The 2,412-nt window shown below is 34.0% G+C and carries 1 protein-coding gene and 1 pseudogene; both read left to right on the forward strand.

The window, feature by feature from the left end:
- A pseudogene (locus tag QZ114_RS06930) lies at positions 1-1,991 on the forward strand (pneumococcal-type histidine triad protein); the annotation flags it as partial.
- A 225-nt stretch (positions 1,992-2,216) separates the two neighbouring features.
- A partial coding sequence (locus QZ114_RS06935) for a pneumococcal-type histidine triad protein (protein WP_295501381.1) occupies positions 2,217-2,412 on the forward strand: 196 nt, incomplete at its 3' end.

The raw sequence follows: 2,412 nt of genomic DNA on the forward strand, positions 1-2,412 counted from the left end.
GTCATCACCATGACGAACATGGTCATGGTTTTGATGCCAATCGAATTATCAGTGAAGATGCGTCAGGTTTTGTCATGACCCATGGCGACCACAATCATTACTTCTTTAAGAAGGATTTGACAGCAGAACAAATCAAGGCAGCACAAGATCATTTGAGAGGTAAAACACCAGTAATACCAAGTCCAGCACATGATGACGATGATGATCATGATGAAGATGCACATGGTCATCACCATGACGAAGATGGTCATGGTTTTGATGCCAATCGAATTATCAGTGAAGATGCGTCAGGCTTTGTCATGTCACATGGCGACCATAATCATTACTTCTTTAAGAAAGATTTGACACCAGAACAAATCAAGGCAGCACAAAAACATTTAGAGGAAGTTAAAACTAGTCATAATAGATTAGATTCTGTGCCATCTCATGAACAGGATTATCCAGTTAATGACAAAGAAATGAAAGATTTAGATAAAAAAATCGAAGAAAAAATTGCTGGCATTATGAAACAATATGGTGTCAAACGAGAAAGTATTATCGTGAATAAAGAAAAAAATGCGATTATCTATCCACATGGAGATCACCATCATGCTGACCCAATTGATGAACATAAACCGGTTGGAATTGGTCATTCTCACAGTAACTATGAATTGTTTAAACCCGAGGAAGGAGTTGCTAAAAAAGAAGGGAATAAAGTTTATACTTGAGAAGAATTAACGAATGTTGTTAATTTGTTAAAAAACAGTACCTTTAATAATCAAAACTTTACTCTAGCTAATGGGCAAAAACGCGTTTCTTTTAGTTTTCCGCCTGAACTGGAGAAAAAATTAGGCACCAATATGTTAGTAAAATTAATAACACCAGATGGAAAAGTATTGGAGAAAGTATCTGGTAAAGTATTTGGAGAAGGAGTAGGGAATATTGCAAACTTTGAATTAGATCAACCTTATTTACCAGGACAAACATTTAAGTACACTATCGCTTCAAAAGATTATCCAGAAGTAAGTTATGATGGTACATTTACAGTTCCAACCTCTTTAGCTTATAAAATGGCTAGCCAAACGATTTTCTATCCTTTCCATGCAGGAGATACTTATTTAAGAGTGAAACCTCAATATGCAGTGCCTAAAGGAACTGATGCTTTAGTCAGAGTGTTTGATGAATTTCATGGAAATGCTTATTTAGAAAATAACTATAAAGTTGGTGAAATCAATTTACCGATTCCGAAATTAAACCAAGGAACAACCATAACAGCCGGAAATAAAATTCCTGTAACCTTCATGGCAAATGCCTATTTAGACAATCAATCTTCTTATATTGTGGAAGTACCTATTTTGGAAAAAGAAAATCAAACTGATAAACCAAGTGTTCTACCACAATTCAAGGGAAATAAAACACAAGAAAATTCAAAACCTGATGAAAAGGTAGAAGAACCAAAGACTAGTGAGAAGGTAGAAAAAGAAAAACTTCCTGAAACTGGAAATAGTACTAGTAATTCAACGTTAGAAGAAGCTCCTACAGTGGATCCTGTACAAGAAAAAGTAGCAAAATTTGCTGAAAGTTATGGGATGAAGTTAGAAAATGTTTTGTTTAATATGGACGGAACAATTGAATTACATTTACCATCGGGAGAAATCATTAAAAAGAATATGGCAGATTTTACAGGAGAAGCACCTCAAGGAAATGGTGACAATAAACCAGCAGATTCTTTACCAGAGGCACCAAAACCAAACGAAAAACCTGTAAAACCAGAAAACTCAACAGATAATGGAATGTTGAATCCAGAAGGAAATGTGGCGAGTGACCCTATGTTAGATCCAGCATTAGAGGAAGCTCCAGCAATAGATCCTGTACAAGAAAAAGTGGCAAAATTTGCAGCTAATTATGGATTAGGCTTAGATAGTGTTATATTCAATATGGATGGAACGATTGAATTAAGATTGCCAAGTGGAGAAGTGATAAAAAAGAACTTATCTGATCTTACAGCGTAAGGAATAGCAGTAGAAAAAGTCTGAATCAAAAATGAAGTTCTCTCAAAAGTTAGAAATACAACTCTGACTTTGGGAGAATTTTATTTTGTTATTAATATATAAAATCTCTTGACATCCAAGTTAAAAAGAGGTAGAATATTTACTAGTTAATTAATTGGTTAAGTAATTTATTTAATCATTTAATAATGGAGACATCATATAAATAATTATAGAAATGAGGAAATCATGAAATTTAAAAAGAAATATATAGCAGCAGGATCTGCTGTTATCCTTTCCTTAAGTCTGTGTGTTTATGCTCTGAATCAACATAGTCAACAGGCCAATACAGATAAAAATCGTGTGTTCTATGTAAATGGGAATAAAGACACTAAGAAGACTGAAAATTTGACTCCAGACCAGGTTAGTCAAAAAGAAGGAATTC

The sequence above is a fragment of the uncultured Streptococcus sp. genome (assembly GCF_901875575.1).
Classification (GTDB): Bacteria; Bacillota; Bacilli; order Lactobacillales; family Streptococcaceae; genus Streptococcus.